Origin of the sequence: Streptomyces griseorubiginosus (genome assembly GCF_036345115.1) — a bacterium.
GTDB classification, from domain to species: domain Bacteria; phylum Actinomycetota; class Actinomycetes; order Streptomycetales; family Streptomycetaceae; genus Streptomyces; species Streptomyces griseorubiginosus_C.
Genome location: NZ_CP107766.1, coordinates 5,719,885 through 5,736,892 on the forward strand (window position 1 = coordinate 5,719,885; position 17,008 = coordinate 5,736,892).

Genomic DNA, 17,008 nt, shown 5'->3' on the forward strand with positions numbered 1-17,008 from the left:
CCTTGGCCGGATCGGCTGACTTCGACCTGTACCGCCCGTCCGAGGAGCACGACATGCTCCGGGACGCCATCCGCTCGCTGGCGGAGGCGAAGATCGCGCCCCACGCCGCCGCGGTCGACGAGGAGGCCCGCTTCCCGCGCGAGGCCCTGGAAGCGCTGGTCGCCAACGACCTGCACGCCGTGCACGTCCCCGAGGAGTACGGCGGCGCCGGCGCCGACGCGCTGGCCACGGTCATCGTGATCGAGGAGGTCGCCCGCGTCTGCGTGAGCTCCTCCCTGATCCCCGCCGTGAACAAGCTGGGCTCGCTCCCGGTGATCCTCTCCGGCTCCGAGGACCTGAAGAAGAAGTACATGACCCCGCTCGCCAAGGGCGACGCGATGTTCTCCTACGCCCTCTCCGAGCCCGACGCCGGCTCCGACGCGGCCGGCATGAAGACCAAGGCCGTCCGCGACGGCGACCACTGGATCCTCAACGGCGTCAAGCGCTGGATCACCAACGCGGGCGAGTCCGAGTACTACACGGTGATGGCCGTCACCGACCCCACCAAGCGCTCCAAGGGCATCTCGGCGTTCGTCGTCGAGAAGTCCGACGAGGGCGTCTCCTTCGGTGCGCCGGAGAAGAAGCTCGGCATCAAGGGCTCGCCCACGCGCGAGGTGTACCTGGACAACGTCCGCATCCCGGCCGACCGCATGATCGGCGAGGAGGGCACCGGCTTCGCGACCGCGATGAAGACCCTGGACCACACCCGCATCACCATCGCCGCCCAGGCCCTCGGCGTCGCCCAGGGCGCCCTGGACTACGCCAGGGGCTACGTCCAGGAGCGCAAGCAGTTCGGCAAGGCCATCGCCGACTTCCAGGGCATCCAGTTCATGCTCGCCGACATGGCCATGAAGATCGAGGCCGCCCGCGCCCTGACCTACCAGGCCGCGGCCGCCTCGGAACGCGGCGACAAGAACCTCACCTTCCAGGGCGCCGCGGCCAAGTGCTTCGCCTCCGACGTGGCCATGGAGGTCACCACGGACGCGGTCCAGCTGCTGGGCGGATACGGCTACACGCGGGACTACCCGGTGGAGCGGATGATGCGCGACGCGAAGATCACGCAGATCTACGAAGGCACCAACCAGGTCCAGCGGATCGTCATGGCGCGCAACCTGCCGTAGCCGACGGCCCGTTGCGGCGACGACTGAGCCCCCGGAGGTGTTCCGGGGGCTTTTGTCGTGTCGCGGGTGGGGCGTTTCGGGGTGGATTGGTGTGTCCGTCCGATGGCGCCCCGCCCGGCAGGGGCGTAGGACGGAAGGGAACGGGGCCCGCCCCGGGCTCCCGCGCCACCAGGAGGAGCCATGACCCAGGCCGAGAGCATGTCCGCGATGAGCAAGGAGATGCAGGACTGCGTGGCCGCCTGCATGGAGTGCCACAGCGTCTGCGAGGAGACCATGAGCTCCTGCATGCAGATGGGCGGCCAGGCGCAGATGCAGATCATGCGCGCGCTCATGGACTGCGCCGACATGACCCGCATGTGCGCGGACATGATGATGCGCCGCTCGCCCATGTCGGCGGAGATGTGCGCGATGTGCGCCAAGGCGTGCGAGACGTGTGCCGAGGCGTGTATGGCCATGCCCGACGATCCCCAGATGATGCGGTGCGCGCAGGCGTGTCGCCGCTGTATGGAGACCTGTCGGGCGATGGCGGGCATGGCGATGTGACACCCGCGGGCCGGCACCCGTCGGCCGCTGTCGAGGGCACCCCGCCGGGTGCCCTCGATCACGCCCGGGGCAGGCTGGCGTCATGACGAGTACGAGTGCGACCGAGGCCTTCGACGCGGCCGAGCGGACGATGTGGTCGGGGCGGAGCGAGGCGTACGCGGGCAGCTTCGCCCGGCTGTGCGCGCATCCGGTGCGGGCGCTGCTGGACGCGGCCGGGATCGCGGCGGGCACGCGCGTCCTGGACGTCGGCACCGGCACCGGTACGGCGGCCCTGGCCGCGCTGGCACGCGGGGCGCGGGTGAGCGCGGTGGACGCGGACGCCGGGATGGTCGCGGCGGCCCGCACGGCCGGGGTCGACGCACGAATCGGCGTGCTGCCCGAACTCCCTTACCCGGACGCCGAGTTCGACGCCGTGGTCGGCAACTTCGTCCTCAACCACGTCGGCCGCCCCCGTACCGCTCTGGCGGAGCTGCGCAGGGTGCTGCGCCCGGGCGGCACGATGGCCCTGACGGTGTGGGCCGGCGGCCGCCAGAGCGGGATGGAGCTGCTGGGGCGGGCCTGCGACGCCGCGGGAGCGGTCCCGCCGGACCACCTGCCCCGCCTCGACCCCGACGAGGACTTCGGCCGTACGACGGAGGGGTTCGCGGCGCTGCTCGCGGAGGCCGGCCTCGCGGACGCCCGGTGCGCGGAGGTGGTCTGGGAGCACCGCCCCACCGCCGAGGAGTGGTGGAGCGGGGCCGCCGCGGGCATCGGCACCATCGGGCTGATCGTCACCTCGCAGAGCCCCGGGACCGTCCTGAAGATCAGGCGGGAGTACGACCGTCTCGCGGCCGAATTCGCCGACGGGCAGGGGCGGTTGGTGCTGCCGTACACCGCGCTGCTCGGCTCGGGGCGGCGGGTGTAGGGCTCAGTTGCCGGTGACGGTGACCTTCTCGTCGTTGTTCAGCTCCTGCACCAGCTGCTTCACCTTCGCCTTGTTCCAGACGAGGTTGCCTCCGGAGGACCCGGAGATCGGCATGTTCAGCGAGGTGCCGTCGCCGCCGTTGACGCCCTTCATCGCGAAGAACATGGAGCCCAGGTCGTACAGGCTCATGTCCTTGTCGACGATGAGCGAGTCCAGGCCCGCGCCGAGCGTCGGGTAGAGCTTGAACGGGTTCAGGACCGTGGCCGGGGTGGCCACCTGGTGGGCGAGGGCCGCGAGGAACTTCTGCTGGTTCTTGGTGCGCTGGAGGTCGGACGCGGCGAACGCGTGCCGGGTGCGGACGAAGGCGAGCGCCTGGTCGCCGTTCAGCGTCTGCTTGCCCGCCTTGAAGTCGGCGCCGGAGTACTTGTCCTTGAAGCCCTTGTCGATGTCGATCTCGACGCCGCCGACCGCGTCCACGATGCTCGCGAAGCCGGCGAAGCCGATCTCGACGTAGTGGTCGATGCGCAGGCCGGTGTTGAACTCGACCGTGCGCACCAGCAGTTCGGGCCCGTCCTCGGCGTACGCAGCGTTCAGCTTCACGTGCCGGCCGGTGCCCTTGTACGTCTTGCCGGACTCGGAGCCGACGAAGGTCGGGATCTCCACGTCCGAGTCGCGCGGCAGCGAGATCAGGGTGTCGCCGTTGCTGCCGGTGTGCAGGATCATCATCGAGTCGGTGCGCTTGCCCTCGGCGGAGCCGGTGTGCAGCTGCTTCTTCTGCTCGGAGGAGAGCCCGGCGCGGCTGTCGGAGCCGACGATGAGGTAGTTGGTGCCGTCGCCCTGTTCCGGCCGGTCGATGACCTTGGACAGGTCGACCTCGCGGTTGAGCTTGGAGTCGGCCCAGAAGTAGGTGCCGACGGTCGTCACGATCAGCCCGGTGATCACCACGATCGCGGTCCACTTGATCCGCCTGCGCCAGTTCGGCGCGGGGCGCGGACCCCGGCCGCCGACCGGGTCGCCGGGACCGCCGTGGCCGGCGCCGCCGGGGCTGCCGTACACCTGGCCGGTGTTGTAGCCGCTGTCGTAGCCGTCGTAGTCACCGCCGTGGCCCTGGCCGTTGACGTACCCCTGCTGCGGGGGCACGCCGGCGTTGTACGGCGGCGCCTGGTCGCGGCGGACCTGCCGCATCACGCGGGCGCTCTCGGGCTGTGCGCTCGCGCTGCCGCGTCCGTACCGGTCGCCGCGGTTGTCGCCGGACCATCCCTCGGGCCAATCGTTCATGGGCCCCAGTGTGCCGGTACCCGCTGGGCCCTATACAAGGGCCGTCGGAAAATCAGGTCAGCGCTGTTGCCAAGCTGACACAAATTCCCGGATTGTCATCACGGCATAGGGTGGGGGCCATGACAGACCAGGCCACCGCCGCCGCCGCCGAACCGGCTGCCCCGGAGATTCCGGGCAAGCCCACGTCGGCGTCCCGCACCACGCTGAGCCACATCATGACCCAGGCCGACACCAACCTCCTCGGTACGGTGCACGGTGGCGTGATCATGAAACTGGTGGACGACGCGGCGGGCGCGGTGGCCGGCCGGCACAGCGGCGGGCCCGCGGTCACCGCCTCCATGGACGAGATGGCGTTCCTGGAGCCGGTCCGGGTCGGTGACCTCGTCCATGTGAAGGCCCAGGTCAACTGGACCGGCCGGACCTCGATGGAGGTCGGTGTACGGGTCCTCGCCGAACGCTGGAACGAGTCGACCCCGGCCACCCAGGTCGGCTCGGCCTACCTGGTCTTCGCGGCCGTGGACGCCGACGGCAGGCCCCGCCGGGTCCCCCCGGTCCTGCCGGAGACGGAACGCGACGAGCGCCGCTACCAGGAGGCCCAGATCCGCCGCACCCACCGCCTCGCCCGCCGGCGAGCCATCAAGGAACTCCGCGAGAAGCGGGCGGCGGAGGGCTTCGACGACTGACGGGGCCCCGCTCAGCCCTTCTCCCGCACGGGTTCAGGCGGCAGCCCCCGCTCCACCCGAGGCCGGTCCGTGAGCTTCAGCAGGGCTTCCTTCGGGTGCGCCCGCAGGTGGTCCCGCAGCAGCCGCTGATTGCGGCGCGGCCAGCAGCGCGTCCTTTCAGGACCGGGGTGTGTGAGAGGTCATAGACGGCCGCCATCAGCTCGATGACCGGCCCGGCCGCCGGCCCCGGGACCGCGGTGGACCCGATGTGCTCCGACTCACAAAGACCCCAGGGTGAGCTCAGTCACCCGGTTTCCGTGCTCCGTGCTACACGCACCCCACCTCGTCCCCCGTCACCACCCCGGACTCCCCCTGGAGTTCGTCCTCGGCGCGTACCTTCCGTACTCGCTCGAAGTCCGCGCCCGCGAGGACCTTCAGGGTCGCGCCCTGGCCCTTCACCGCGCGCAGCTCGCTGCCGGGCAGGGCCGCCGCCAGGGAGCGGGCCGAGCGGTCCCAGCGGGGGTCGTAGGTGATGACCGTGCGCTTGAGGGTGCGGTCGGCCGAGTTCACCGGGGTGCCCGTCGTGCGGAAGCCCGTCGAGGCCAGGGCCGCGTCCACCCGCTTGCCGAGGCCACCCGTCGCCGTGCCGTTCTCGACCTGGACCCGGATCTGCTGCGGGGACACGGGCACGAGGAGCGCCTTGCTGCGGGACTTGTGCGCGGCGAGCGGCTCGTCCTCGCGCAGGGCCCTGAAGAGCTGCGAGGACTTCGCCGGGTCCCACTTCAGGGTCGAGCCGACGCCCTTGACGACGTATGCCATCTGGCCGATCGGCACGGTCGTGAACTCCGAGGAGGAGGGGGAGAAGTTCCGCATCGCCCGGCCCAGGTCGAGGAGTTCGTCGGTGCCGAACCCCTTGTCGGCGCGCACCGAGCCGAGGACCGCCCGGGTCACGTCACGGAACTTCATCGGGTTCAGCAGGATCCCGGAGGAGGTGGCCCGGTCGATCAGCGCGGCGAGGAAGCGTTGCTGCCGCTTCATCCGGCCGAGGTCGGAGGAGCCGTCGGCGTGCCGGGAGCGGACGTACTGGAGTGCCTCTCCGCCCATCAGCCGGTGCCGGCCGGCCGCCAGGTCGAGGCCGGTGTACGCGTCCTTCAGCGGGTCGGCGTTGCAGATCTCGACGCCGCCGAGCACGTCCACCGTCTTCATGAAGCTGGTGAAGTCGACCTCCAGATAGTGGTCGATCTTCACGTGGGTCATGGCCTCCACGGTCCGGACCGTCAGCTGCGGCCCGCCCTCCGCGTACGCCGCGTTGATCTTCAGGGGATGCCCGTGATGGCGTTCCCCGGTGGTTGCGTCGACGTGCGCGGGCGTCACCGCGTAGGAGTCGCGCGGCAGGCTCACCACGCTCGCCCGCTCCCGGTCCTCCGAGATGTGCACGATCATGATCGTGTCGGTGCAGTGGCAGGGCGCGCCGCCCAGCCGGTACTTCTGCCGCTCCGCCTCCGTGATCTTGTCGCGGCCGTCGGTGCCGACCAGCAGCACGTTCATGCCGTGTCCGGCGCGCGGCCGGTTCTTCATGTCCTTGAAGGGGTCCACGCGCGCGATGTCCGCGTCGAGACTGGTCATCACGGCGTGCCCGATCCCGGCGGAGGCGAGCACGACGACGGACAGCGTGGTCGCCGCCCGCAGGGCCCAGCGCGGCCGCCTGCGTCGCGCGGGGGGCCGGGCGGGGCGGCGCTGCGGGGGGCGAGGGCGGGCGGCGGAGGGGCGGGGCGGCGTGGTGGGCATGCGGGAACACCTCCGCGAGGGCAGCCGAACGAGGGATCGTGAGCACCGTAGGCCGATACGATCTGCGACCACCGGCACCGCCCCGGGCGGGGCGGGTCCGTGTCCCCCGTTCGCGGTAACGTGAGCCCCCTATGAACGCCAAGCCCGACGTGCGGCTCCCCGCCGTTTCTGTGATCATGCCCGTCCTCGACGAGGAGCGGCATCTGCGCGGAGCCGTCCAAGCGATCCTCGCGCAGGAGTACGCCGGCGAGATGGAGGTCGTGATCGCCCTCGGTCCGTCCAAGGACCGCACGGACGAGATCGCCGCCGAGCTCGTACGCGAAGACTCCCGCGTCCATACCGTCCCGAACCCCACCGGCCGCACCCCCGCCGCCCTCAACGCCGCGATCAAGGCCTCCCGGCACCCGATCGTCGTCCGCGTCGACGGGCACGGCATGCTCTCGCCGAACTACATCGCGACCGCCGTACGGCTCCTGGAGGAGACCGGCGCGCAGAACGTCGGCGGCATCATGCACGCCGAGGGCGAGAACGACTGGGAGCGCGCGGTCGCCGCCGCGATGACCTCGAAGATCGGCGTCGGCAACGCGGCCTTCCACACGGGCGGCGAGGCACAGGCCGCCGAGACCGTGTACCTGGGGGTGTTCCGGCGGGAGGCCCTTGAGCAACAGGGCGGCTACAACGAGGAGTTCATCCGCGCCCAGGACTGGGAGCTGAACTTCCGGATCCGCGAGGCGGGCGGGCTGATCTGGTTCTCGCCCGAGCTGAGGGTGTCGTACCGCCCGCGGCCGAGCGTGAAGGCCCTCGCCAAGCAGTACAAGGACTACGGCCGTTGGCGGCACGTCGTCGCCCGCTACCACGAGGGCTCCATCAACCTGCGCTACCTCGCCCCGCCCACCGCGGTGTGCGCGATCGCGGCCGGGATCGTGGTCGGCGCCGCACTGACCCCGCTCGGCTTCGTGATCCCCGGCGGTTACCTCGCGGCGATCGTCCTCGGCTCGCTGCCCGCGGGCAAGGGGCTGCCGCTGAAGGCCCGGCTCCAGATCCCCGTGGCCCTCGCCACCATGCACATGTGCTGGGGGTACGGCTTCCTGACGAGCCCGCGCTCGCTCGCGAAGCGGGTCATCGCCTCGCGACGGCCCGCCGTGCTCAACGAGGTCTGAGTCGCCTCACCAGGTGAACCCCGGGTTCACGTGCATGCAGGCCGAGTCGTCCGCCCCGTTGAGGGCCTCAGCCGTCTTCGGGGTGGTGTCGTCCTGCTTGGGCGCCTTGTACGTCGTACCCTCGCGCCAGTCGGCGCCCACGACGAGCGTGACCCCGGAGACGTCGGTGGACTTCTTCACCGAACTCACCGGGATTCCCAAGGACTTGGCGACCGCCTGGGCGTCGCCCTCCAGCTCGGCGCTCGGGTAGCGCACCAGCGTCTTCGCCTCGCTCAGTGACGACGACCGGTCGGAGACGGCCTTGGTGTAGCCCTTGTCGGTGAGCAGTCCGGCCACCGTGCTCGCGCGTCCGCTCGCCGCGGCCAGGGTGTCGGTGCGGGTGCCGTTCTGGACCAGGATCCCGATCTCGTCCTTCGCCGCGGCCGGGTCGTCGGAGGACTCCTGCGCCTTCTGGGCGGTCGCCTTCTTCGCGTCCTTGCCGTCCAGCGCGATGTCCTCGCGCACCAGCCGGAAGAGCTGCTCGGCGTCCTCGGTGGGCTCCACGCGCGCGCCGACGTACCGGTTCGGCATGGTCGTCATGGTGATGCGGGACGGCTCCACCTTCCGCAGCTCGTTGCTGAGGTCGTAGAGCGCCTTGACGCTGCCCAGGTCCGGGTCGACCGTGATCGCCTCGGTGGCCTTCTCGGCGAGCTTGCGCAGCTTGTTGGGGCTGCTCAGGGTCGCGTTCTCACGCAGCTCGCGGACCATCGAGTTCATGTACATGTGCTGGGCCTTGGCGCGGGCGAGGTCGCTGCCGTCCTCGAAGCCGTAGCGGGTGCGCAGCCACTGGAGCGCCTGCACGCCCTTGACGGGGTGCGTGCCCTCCTCCAGCTTCAGTCCGGAGCCGTGGCCCTGGCTGTCCCGGGAGAGGATGTTGGCGTCCACGCAGACCGGGACCCCGCCGATGGCGTCCGCCATGGACACCACGCCCGCGAAGTCCACCATCATGAAGTGGTCGATGTGGATGCCGGTGAGCTCCTGCCAGGTGGCCACCGTGCAGCCGGGGCCGCCGTGGCCGAGGCTCTGGTTGGTCATCGCCCGGCCGTCGCTCGCCGCGTACACCTTGCCGTCGTCCGGGTCGGTGCACTTGGGGATCTTCACGAGGGTGTCGCGGGGCATGCTGACGACCGACATGTTGCTGCGGTCGGCGGACAGGTGCAGCAGCATCTGCACATCGGCGAGCGGGGTGGCGCCGAAGGTCTCCCGGGCGCCGCCGAGCTTCTGGTTCTCCTCGTTGTCCCGCGCGTCGGAGCCGATGACCAGGATGTTCAGCGGGGTCTGTCCGGCGGCGTTCGGCGTCGGTTCGGCGACCTTGTTGTCCCCGAGGTTCAGGTCGTCCTGCTCGATGTTGGCGTTCAGGTGCCGGTAGTAGACGTAGCCGGTCCCGGCCACCGCGAGTATCAGCACCGCGAGCGTCGTCGCGGACCATCGGAGCACCCGGTGCTTGCGCGGCGCCCGCCTGCTGCCCCCTCCGCCCTCGACCTCGGTGGCCGGTACCGCTTCCTGCACGCTGTATTGCGTTGTCAACGTTCCTGTCCTCCCCACCCACCCCACCGGACCCGCACAGCACACCGCGGGCCCGCCGCACGTCTTAGACATACGACGGGCCCGTGAGGTTGCCCTACGAACCTGTTGCGAACCTGTGCGGGACCTCGGTGGCCTCAGCTGGCGCACTGCACCTTGTCGGCGGTGGACTTGCCCTCGACCGCCGGGGCGGCCGTGGCGGAGCTCAGCTTCACTCCCGCGCCCTTGAAGTCCTTGCCCAGTGTGAGCGTCATGGCCGGCAGGCCCTGGGCGTTGGTGACGCTCTTGCCGGGCTTCAGCGCCGAGCCGGACAGACCCATGATGTCCGCGAGGCGGCGGGCCTGGTCGGCCTGGTCGGGGTCGTACTCCAGGGTCGTCCTCGCGAGGGCCGTCTCGGCGTTGCCCGCGTTGTCGGACTTGGTCACGCCCGCCTCGGTCTGGAGGTAGGCGAGCTGCTGCTGCGCGCTGCCCGCCGGCGCACCGCCGTTGAGGATGCTGACCCGTACGTCGGAGGCGGCCGACTTCGTGCCCTTGAGCCGGGCGGCGACCTCCGCCTTCTCCTTCTTCTCCTGGGCCTTGACCTCGGTGAACGACACGTCGTTCTTGATCGCGTCGAAGATCGCGGGAGCCTTCGACCGGTTGACGACCACCGTCGCCTTGACCGTCTCGGCCGGGTTGTCGACCACCGGGATCGTCATGAAGCTGATGTTCTTCGTCGGCACCTTCTTCAGCTCCAGGGCGATGTCCTTGAGCGTGCCGACCTTGCCGATCGCCTTGTCCACGGTGAGTGCCTCGGTCGCGGCCTCCGCCAGCTTCAGCAGCTTGGTCGGGCTGGTGAGGGTGTCGCCGGAGGTCATCTTGCGCATCAGCGAGCCGAGGAACTGCTGCTGCACCTTGATCCGGTCCAGGTCGCCCTGGTTGCCGAAGGCGTGCCGGGTGCGCACGAAGGCGAGGGCCTGCTCGCCCTCCACCGTCGACTCGCCCGCGGGCAGCACCAGCTTCGACTGCTTGTCGTCGACGGCCTTCTCCACGCAGACCTTGACCCCGTCCACGGCCGTCGTGAGGGTCTTGACCGCGTTGAAGTCGGCCATCACGAAGTGCTCGGGCTTGATCCCGGTGGCCGCCTCGACCGTACGCATCGTGCAGCCGGCGTCCCGGCCGCTCTCACCGAGGCTCCGGTTGAAGCGGACGCCGTCCTGGCCCGGGACGACCGTCTCGGAGCCGTCCTCCTGCTTGGTCTTGCAGTCCGGGATGTCGACGATCAGGTCACGCGGGATGCTGAGCGCGGTCGCGTTCGAACGGTCCTTGGCGACGTGCAGCAGGATGTTGGTGTCGGCGTGGCCGACGCTGCCCTTGTCGCCGTAGCCCTCGTTGCCCTCACCGGTGCGCTTGTCGGTGCCGATGATGAGGATGTCGAAGGCCTCGTCCTTGCTGAAGCTGCTCGCGGCCGCGTCGCCGACGTCCGTGGTGCCGACGTTGCCCTCGAGGTGCTTCAGATAGAAGTAGCCCGTCGTGGCACCGGCGACCAGGACGAACGCCATGGTGCCGCCGGTCCACAGCAGGGCCTTTTTCGCGTTCGACTTCTTCTTGACCGGCCGGCGTCCGCGCCGGCCCGGCAGCGGCTCCGCGGGGGCGTCCCGCCGTCTGCGCGGCGGCGGGACGTCGCGGCCGGGGGCCACGGGTGCGGTCGTACGGCCGCCGGGGGCGTCGTTCCTCGTGGGGGCGGCCCTACGGGGTCCGGGGACGGCCGACTGCGGAGCGGAAGGAGCCAGTCGCAGTTCGTATTCGCCGGTGTTCGGATTGAGTACCCACTGGTCTGCGGGATCGACGTCGTTCGCCCGCCCATGGCCTTGCGCGTCCACGTTGGTCCGAATCCTCCGTCAGGGCCACACGTCACCTTCCCCCGGAAGGCGCACGGTTCGGTCGACACAGTGCTCGATCCCAGGACAGGTCTCATGGCCGGGGATCACTGGATCGCTCACACTATCCGCCCGGTCGGGCGTCGAGCGAAGCCGTGACGGATCCCACGGGCCTACAACCGGTCAATCCACCCCATTTCCCTGGAAGGGAGTCCACCGTCCTGGTGTGCGAGTTGTTCCTGCCCAAGGAGTACGTACGGACGGCCCCCGCCGTTCGACTACCACTGGTAGACCCCGTACACGGGCATGCACTGTGTGGTGTCCGAGCCGTTGATGGCGTCCGAGTTGGCCGGCAGTTGCCCGGCCTTGGGCTCGGTCTGCTTCGGATAGGCGTTCCCGGTACGCCAGTCGGAGCCCACGACGACGGTGACCCCGGACACGTCGGTCGACTTCTTCACCGAACTCAGCGGAATACCGAGGGACTTGGCGACGCGCTGGGCGTCGCCCTGGAGATCGGCGCTCGGGTAGCGCACGACGGTCCGTTCCTCGGAGAGTCCCGCCGTCGCGTCCTTCGACGCCTGCGTGAAACCTTTCTCCACGAGTTCCTGGGCGAGCACGCCCGCGCGTCCGCTCACCGGGCCGAGCGTGGCGGTCGCCGTCGCGTTCTGCACGAGGACACCGATCCGGTCGTCCGGTGCCGAAGGGGCCTTGGTGGCCTGGGCCCTGGCGGTCTTCTTCGCGTCGGACGCCTTGCCCTTGTCGTCGAGCGGCACGTCGTCGCGGAGCATCTCCCAGAGCTTGTCGGCGTTCCTGGTGTCCGGTACGACATGGTTGGTGTTCAGCGGGTCCACGACGTTGGGCATCGTCACGGAGGTGATGCGGTCCGTCGGCACCGACCTGAGCTGCGTGCCCAGGTCGTAGAGCTTCTTCACGGTGCCGATCTCCTCGGACACCTTGAGGGACTTCGTCGCCGCCTCGGCCAGGTCCATCAGGCGCGGGGTGTCGGTGAAGACGTTCTGCTTCGTCAGCGTCCGCATCATCGAGTTCAGGTACATGTGCTGGGCCTTGGCCCGCATCAGGTCGCTGCCCCAGGCGTGCCGGGTGCGCAGCCACTGCAGGGCCTGCTCGCCCTCGACCTTGTGCGTGCCGGCCTTCATCTTCAGGCCGGAACCACCGGGCACCGCGGCCGTCGGGCGGTCCCACACGTTCTGCCGGACGCACACGTCGACGCCGCCGATGGCGTCCGCCATCCGCACCACACCGGCGAAGTCGATCGTCATCCAGTGGTCGATGTAGACCCCGGTGAGGTTCTGCCAGGTGGCCAGCGTGCAGCCGGCGCCGCCACGGGCCAGCGAGATGTTGATGATGTCGTTGGTCGCCGGGTACGTCTTCCCGGTGTCCGGGTCCGTGCATTCGGGGATGTCGACCCGGGTGTCCCGCGGGATGCTCACCATCGCGGCGCTCTTGCGGTCCGCGGACAGGTGGATGAGCATCTGCACGTCGCCCCGCGGCGGCTCGCCCCGGTTGTCCCTGCTGCCGCCGAGCTTGACGTTCTCGTCGGAGTTACGGCTGTCCGAGCCGATCAGCAGGATGTTCAGCGGGGTCTGACCGGCCGCGTTGGCCTCGGTCTTGCGCGCCTTGGAGTCGCCGCTGCTGCGCTCGCCCTTGCGGATGTTGCCGTTGAGATGCTGGTAGTAGAGGTATCCGGCGCCGGCCGTGCCGAGTATCAGCACCGCGAGCGTGGTCGCCGACCAGCGCAGCACCCGGTGCTTGCGCCTGCCGCGCCGCCGTCCGCGCCGCCCCGGTCTCTCCGGGCCCGCCGCCCCCTTGGCCGGCCGGACCTCGGGCCGGGTCCCCTCCCCCTGAACACTGCTGTGCGCCATCCCCTGTCTCCCCACCCTCACACACCGAACGAACGAAAAGACCTGCCGTACGACTGGTTAGACGCACGACAGGTCCCTCAGGTCACAGGAGAGCCGGTGAACAACCCCCGGCCGGCCCTCACTTGGCGCACTCGACCTTGTCGGCCGTGGACTGCTGCACCCCCTCGGGGGCCTTCGTCGCCGTGGTGAAGGACACCCCCGCGCCCTTGAAGTCCTTGCCCAGGGTCAGGGTCATCGTCGGCAGGCCCTGGGAGTTGGTGACGCTCTTGCCGGGCTTCAGCTGGGCCCCGGACAGACCCAGGATGTCCGCGAGCCGGCGCGCCTGGTCGGCCTGGTCGGGGGCGTACTCCAGGGTCGTCTTCGCCAGCGACGTGCCCGCGTTGCCCGCGTTCTCCGACTTCAGTACGCCTTCCTCGTTCTGGAGGTACTCCAGCTCGGCCTGCGCGCTGCCCGCCGCCGCACCGCCGTTGAGGATCCGCACCCGCACCTCGGACGCGGCCGACTTGGTGCCCTTGAGCCGGGCCGCGTCCTCCGCCGCCTCGGCGCTCTTGGACGCGCTCGCCTTCTTCTTGACCTCCGTGAACGACACGTCGTTCTTGATCATGTCGAACACCGTGGGCGCGGTCGCGTCGTTGAGGACGACCGTCGCCTTCACTTTCTCCGTCGGGTTGTCGACGACCGGCACGGTGGTGAAGGTCAGGTTCTTCACGTTCAGCTTGCCGAGCTCCAGACCGAGGTCCTTCAGCTTGGAGATGCTGTCGAGCTGCGAGTCGACGGTCAGCGCCTTGGTGCCCGCCTCCGCCAGCTTCAGCATCTTCGTGGGGCTGGTGAGCGTGTCGTTCGACTTCAGCTTGCGCATCAGCGCGCTCAGGAACTGCTGCTGGAGCCCGATCCGGCTCAGGTCGCCGCCGAAGCCGACCGAGTGCCGGGTGCGCACGAACGCGAGGGCGTCCTCACCGGAGATGGTGTGCTTGCCCTTGGACAGCTTGAGCTTGGAGTCCTTGTCGTCGATGTCCTTGGCCAGGCAGATCTCGACCCCGCCGACCGCCGTGGTCAGCGTCTTGACCGCGTTGAAGTCCGCCACCATGAAGTTGTCGGCCTGGATCCCGGTGAGCTCGGTCACCGTCCGCACCGTGCAGCTGGGCGTACGGCCGTCCTGCCCGAGGCTGGTGTTGAAGCGGACGTTCTCGCTGCCCGGGATGACCTTGCTGGAACCGTCGTCCTGCGTGGTCGGACAGTCCGGCACGTTCACGATCAGGTCGCGCGGGATGCTCAGCGCGGTCGCGTTCGTCCGGTCCTTGGAGACGTGGAGCAGGATCGTGGTGTCCGCGTGCCCGACGCTGTTCTTGTCGCCGTAGCTCTCGTTGCCCGCGCCGGTGCGCTTGTCGGTGCCGATCAGCAGGATGTTGATGGCCTTGTCCGACTGGAAGCCGCCGGTGCTCGCGCCGTCGTCGGAGACGGACGTGATGTTGCCGTTCAGGTGCCGGATGTAGAGGTAGCCGCCACCCGCCGCCGCGATCAGCACGAAGGCCATGGTGCCGCCGGTCCACAGCACCGCCTTCTTGGCCGTCGACTTCTTCTTGACCGGCCGACGCCCCCGCCGACCCGGCAGCGGCTCCTCGGGCGGCGCGCCCCGCCGCCTGCGCGGCGGCGGAACGTCACGGCCCGGCGCCACGGGAGCGGTCGTACGCCCGGCGGGCGCGCCCGACCTGCTCGGGGCGGGAGTGGATCTACGGGGACCGGGAACACCCGACTGCGGTGCGGAAGGGGTCAGTCGCAGTTCGTATTCACCGGTGTGCGGGTTGAGTACCCACTGGTCGGCGGGGTCGATGTCGCCCGCCCGCCCACGGCCTTGTGCGTCCACGGTTGCTGAATCCTCCGTCGGCCGGATGCACCGGAGCGCTCACCCTAGCCGTCCGATTCGCCGACAGGTTACGGCGGTGACGAATTCCACGCCCCTACAACCGGGCAATCCGCCCATTTGCTCGGACACCGCTTCGCCGCCTTGGGAAATGCTTTACCCGCAACCGTCCTGGGCCGCCGTGTAGCCGCGGAAGGCGGGTACCCCGCGGCCGTTCTCAGAATCTTCATAGGGTTCTTCGTCAGGAGAATGTTCTGAAACCTTCGGGGCTTTCTCCGTCACCTTCACCGGCGCATCCTTGCGCAACCGTTCGAAAAGGCGCCGGGCCTCGGGTTCGGCGAGTTGATCGCGATTGGCGTCGTGGACGTACGACTCCCTCGGCACGGTCAGGAATTGCACCCGCCCGGTGGGGATGTCCCGGAGCCCGCGCACGAGTTCGTACAGCCCGCGCAGGCTCGCCAGGTCCGGGTCGGTGGTGAGGGAGGAAGTCGCCGCGTCCAGCACGGGATAGAGCTTCACCGGATTCAGCAGTACGTCATTGCTCTGCACCTTGTGGACCAGCGCCCCGAGAAAGCGTTGCTGCCGGTCCATCCGCTCGGTGTCGCTGCCGTCGCCGAGGGACTTGCGGGCCCGCACGTAGCCGAGCGCCTCCTCGCCGTTCAGCGTCACCCGTCCCGCCGGAAGCCGCAGCTCGGCGGCCTTGTCGTCGATCGGTTCGGCGAGGCAGACCGTCACCCCGTCGACGGCGTCGACCATGTCCTTGAAGCCGTGGAAGTCGACGACCATGTGGTGATCCACGCGAATGTCCGTGAGTTTCTCGACGGTTCGGATCGTGCAGGCCGAACCGCCCCTCTGGAAGGCGTGGTTGAACATCGTGAACACGGGCTCGCTGCGGGTCCCGTCGGGTCCCCGGCAGGCCGGCACGTCCACCATCAGGTCCCGCGGCAGCGACACGGCGGTCGCGGTGTGCCGCCCGGCGGCCAGGTGCAACAGGATCGTGGTGTCCGACCGCTCGGTCCCCGAGTCCCGCCCGTAGCGCGCGTTGCCGTCCCCCGCCCGCGAGTCCGACCCGATCAGCAGGATGTTCAGCGCGCCCTTCACCAGCGAGGTCGGCCGCTCCTTCTCGTACCGGGCGAGCTCGGCGGCGGCCGCGTCATCGGGCGTGATGTTCCCGTCGAGCTTGGCGTAGAGGGCCCATCCGGCCCCGGCGGCACCGAGGACGACCGCGCCGGCACCGACCCCGGCCCCACGCAGCCAGCGCCGCCGACGCCGCCGTACGAGCCCTTCACCGAGGGCCGAAGCACCGAGACCGGGCCCGAGGGCACGAGCACTGTCGGTCACGAGTCGGCCCACCCCTCATGGCGTAGGGATCTGTCCCTACGACCATGGCGTGAACGGGGTGCGGGGGTGGCCCGGAACTAATCCATCCGGGTGACTGCACCCACCTAGGGGCGCGGGGCTGTATCGATCTGCGGCTCCGCCGCGTGGGCGCGACCAGCCACACGCAACCCGCACCCGCCAACCGGACGCGACCACCCCCTGTCAGCGGCGCACAACAGTCACCCGCTCATCCTCGATCCGCTTGGCGAGGGCCTCCTCACCCAGTTGCTCCAGATGCCGGCACAACACCACGGACCCCCCATTGGCGAGCGGTCCGTACAACCCCGCGCACACCCCGTCCCACGTGTCGTACGGCACCCCCGACAGCACGCGATCCCCCGTGCCCTCGGCCCGAGCCCGCTCCACGACCTCCGCCCCGCTGAACTCCCGCCCGGCCACCACCAGCGCGGGCTCGTCGGGATCCACCGGAGCGAACGGCACGAACCGGTCCCCCTGGCCCGGCACCTCCACGGCGTAGTCGACGAATCCCTCCGGCGGCTGCGGGAACCGCCCGCCCAGCGGCCGCAGCGCGAGCGCCACCCGCTCCCCGGAACAGGCCCGTGCCGTCTCCAGGGAATCCGGTCCGCTCACCACGACGTCGGCCGAGGCGGGGTCCCCGCCCACGTCCGCGACCACCCCCACCGACGCACACGCCAGCAACCACACCGCCGTCTGCCAGTGCGCGGGCAGCAGCAGCACCACCCGGTCACCGGGCGCGGCGGCGAGGTCCCCCTGGAGGAGGTTCGAGGTCTTGGCCACCCAATTGGCGAAGGTGGCCACGGACAATTCGACGCGTTCACCCGTGGCGTCGTCGTAGAAGGTCACCAAGGGGCGTCCGGGATCCGCGGCGAGCGCGGAACGCAGCAGGTCGGCAGGGGTGCGATCAGTGGCGTTCACCCGCAGAAGCGTACGCGGGCGCACGGCCTGAAGCCCTCGCGCGGGGCCACCGGTTCGGCGCAACGGCACC

Annotated in this window: 14 protein-coding genes; 5 read left to right on the top strand and 9 right to left on the bottom strand. The window is 70.0% G+C overall.

Features of this window, described 5'->3' with window-relative positions; translation table 11 throughout:
• The first annotated feature begins 2 nt into the window (after positions 1 to 2).
• The 3 genes from OHN19_RS25970 to OHN19_RS25980 all read left to right on the top strand — a co-directional run bounded on the left by OHN19_RS25970 (position 3) and on the right by OHN19_RS25980 (position 2,607).
• Entirely contained in the window at positions 3 to 1,160 is a 1,158-nt protein-coding gene (locus OHN19_RS25970; RefSeq protein WP_330266503.1) for an acyl-CoA dehydrogenase, read from the top strand.
• Positions 1,161 to 1,340: 180 nt separating this feature from the next.
• The gene (locus OHN19_RS25975; RefSeq protein ID WP_330266504.1) at positions 1,341 to 1,703 is read left to right on the top strand and encodes a four-helix bundle copper-binding protein; all 363 of its coding nucleotides are present in this window, start codon (positions 1,341 to 1,343) and stop codon (positions 1,701 to 1,703) included.
• 82 nt (positions 1,704 to 1,785) lie between these two features.
• Positions 1,786 to 2,607, top strand: coding sequence for a class I SAM-dependent methyltransferase (locus tag OHN19_RS25980; protein WP_330266505.1), 822 nt, complete (start codon positions 1,786 to 1,788; stop codon positions 2,605 to 2,607).
• Positions 2,608 to 2,610: 3 nt separating this feature from the next.
• Here the strand turns inward: OHN19_RS25980 and OHN19_RS25985 are convergent, their stop codons facing one another.
• The gene (locus OHN19_RS25985; protein WP_330266506.1) at positions 2,611 to 3,885 is read right to left on the bottom strand and encodes an LCP family protein; all 1,275 of its coding nucleotides are present in this window, start codon (positions 3,883 to 3,885) and stop codon (positions 2,611 to 2,613) included.
• Positions 3,886 to 4,004: 119 nt separating this feature from the next.
• Here OHN19_RS25985 and OHN19_RS25990 point away from each other — a divergent pair, with 119 nt between their 5' ends.
• A complete protein-coding gene (locus tag OHN19_RS25990) occupies positions 4,005 to 4,568 on the top strand; it encodes an acyl-CoA thioesterase (protein ID WP_330266507.1) in 564 nt (187 codons plus the stop codon).
• Positions 4,569 to 4,644: 76 nt separating this feature from the next.
• On the opposite strand, the gene OHN19_RS43960 is transcribed toward OHN19_RS25990, so the two are convergent.
• Positions 4,645 to 4,851, bottom strand: coding sequence for a GrpB family protein (locus tag OHN19_RS43960; protein WP_419249580.1), 207 nt, complete (start codon positions 4,849 to 4,851; stop codon positions 4,645 to 4,647).
• A 23-nt stretch (positions 4,852 to 4,874) separates the two neighbouring features.
• A complete protein-coding gene (locus OHN19_RS25995) occupies positions 4,875 to 6,335 on the bottom strand; it encodes an LCP family protein (protein WP_330266508.1) in 1,461 nt (486 codons plus the stop codon).
• A 131-nt stretch (positions 6,336 to 6,466) separates the two neighbouring features.
• Between OHN19_RS25995 and OHN19_RS26000 the strand changes: the two genes are divergently transcribed.
• Positions 6,467 to 7,495, top strand: coding sequence for a glycosyltransferase family 2 protein (locus OHN19_RS26000; RefSeq protein WP_330266509.1), 1,029 nt, complete (start codon positions 6,467 to 6,469; stop codon positions 7,493 to 7,495).
• Positions 7,496 to 7,501: 6 nt separating this feature from the next.
• On the opposite strand, the gene OHN19_RS26005 is transcribed toward OHN19_RS26000, so the two are convergent.
• The 6 genes from OHN19_RS26005 to OHN19_RS26030 form a co-directional block, all read right to left on the bottom strand.
• A complete protein-coding gene (locus OHN19_RS26005; RefSeq protein WP_330269711.1) occupies positions 7,502 to 9,043 on the bottom strand; it encodes an LCP family protein in 1,542 nt (513 codons plus the stop codon).
• Between the two features lie 152 nt (positions 9,044 to 9,195).
• On the bottom strand, positions 9,196 to 10,920 hold the full coding sequence (locus OHN19_RS26010) for an LCP family protein (protein ID WP_330266510.1): 1,725 nt from the start codon (positions 10,918 to 10,920) through the stop codon (positions 9,196 to 9,198).
• Between the two features lie 275 nt (positions 10,921 to 11,195).
• Positions 11,196 to 12,800, bottom strand: coding sequence for an LCP family protein (locus tag OHN19_RS26015; protein WP_330266511.1), 1,605 nt, complete (start codon positions 12,798 to 12,800; stop codon positions 11,196 to 11,198).
• Between the two features lie 118 nt (positions 12,801 to 12,918).
• The gene (locus OHN19_RS26020) at positions 12,919 to 14,664 is read right to left on the bottom strand and encodes an LCP family protein (protein WP_330266512.1); all 1,746 of its coding nucleotides are present in this window, start codon (positions 14,662 to 14,664) and stop codon (positions 12,919 to 12,921) included.
• Positions 14,665 to 14,817: 153 nt separating this feature from the next.
• Positions 14,818 to 16,002 (bottom strand): LCP family protein, encoded by a 1,185-nt coding sequence (locus tag OHN19_RS26025; RefSeq protein ID WP_330266513.1) that lies wholly within the window; start codon positions 16,000 to 16,002, stop codon positions 14,818 to 14,820.
• A 201-nt stretch (positions 16,003 to 16,203) separates the two neighbouring features.
• Positions 16,204 to 16,938, bottom strand: coding sequence for a TIGR03089 family protein (locus OHN19_RS26030; protein WP_330266514.1), 735 nt, complete (start codon positions 16,936 to 16,938; stop codon positions 16,204 to 16,206).
• Positions 16,939 to 17,008: the final 70 nt, after the last annotated feature.

Bases quoted from the DNA above. Each gene is read 5' to 3' on its own strand.
- OHN19_RS25975 (WP_330266504.1), top strand. From the start codon at position 1,341: ATGACCCAGGCCGAGAGCATGTCCGCGATGAGCAAGGAGATGCAGGAC.
- OHN19_RS25980 (WP_330266505.1), top strand. From the start codon at position 1,786: ATGACGAGTACGAGTGCGACCGAGGCCTTCGACGCGGCCGAGCGGACG.
- OHN19_RS25985 (WP_330266506.1), bottom strand. From the start codon at position 3,885: ATGAACGATTGGCCCGAGGGATGGTCCGGCGACAACCGCGGCGACCGG.
- OHN19_RS25990 (WP_330266507.1), top strand. From the start codon at position 4,005: ATGACAGACCAGGCCACCGCCGCCGCCGCCGAACCGGCTGCCCCGGAG.
- OHN19_RS25995 (WP_330266508.1), bottom strand. From the start codon at position 6,335: ATGCCCACCACGCCGCCCCGCCCCTCCGCCGCCCGCCCTCGCCCCCCG.
- OHN19_RS26000 (WP_330266509.1), top strand. From the start codon at position 6,467: ATGAACGCCAAGCCCGACGTGCGGCTCCCCGCCGTTTCTGTGATCATG.
- OHN19_RS26015 (WP_330266511.1), bottom strand. From the start codon at position 12,800: ATGGCGCACAGCAGTGTTCAGGGGGAGGGGACCCGGCCCGAGGTCCGG.